General features: G+C 43.9%; 1 protein-coding gene. It reads right to left on the minus strand.

From position 1 onward, the window contains the following. The coding region (locus E1163_RS00140; RefSeq protein ID WP_185155874.1) for a transposase at nt 1-599 on the minus strand (599 nt) is incomplete at both ends.

Below are 599 nucleotides of genomic sequence, written 5' to 3' on the forward strand. Positions count from 1 at the left end.
CTGAGGTCATAATCCAGTTGTTTCCGCTTCTGGTCAATATACTTTGACCTTGGCCTTTTGATGCTCAGCCTTTTGCACCACTTGAAGAGTTGCTTCTCGAATACCCAATGACAGCTTTCCCATAGTAGCTTCACATCCGTAGGGAAACGAAGGTAACTCTCATAACAGGTAGCATCCATCAGTAGTACATGAGTGTTGTTCATGTCCCTTTTCCAATGCCTTATCAATACTTCCTGCACCTGCTCCCAATCTGCATGATCAGCCATGTAACTCCTGATCCTGCTAACTATAGCCTTATCCTTAATCCTTTCGTTGTCCTTGAGCAGCTTATTACAAAATAACTGGAGGCTCCAATCGGTATTAAACCGTTCAATCAGTTTTTCATCACTGATATCCAGGTAGGCCTTCAGGAACATTAGACCGAACATGCCTTGTGATGAAAACCAACGGGGAGCACCCGGCCCCTTGTTCTCCTCCGGCAAGCATTCCGAAAGCTGCTCCCAGGGGATATTTTGATAGACAGCACCTAAGGAGCTATTCTTGAATAAATACCATTTTGGAGTTAAAAACAATTCTGGTTGGAAAAGCTCTTTCTGAAT

This window comes from Fulvivirga kasyanovii, assembly GCF_009711405.1.
In the GTDB taxonomy this organism is placed as follows: Bacteria; Bacteroidota; Bacteroidia; order Cytophagales; family Cyclobacteriaceae; genus Fulvivirga; species Fulvivirga kasyanovii.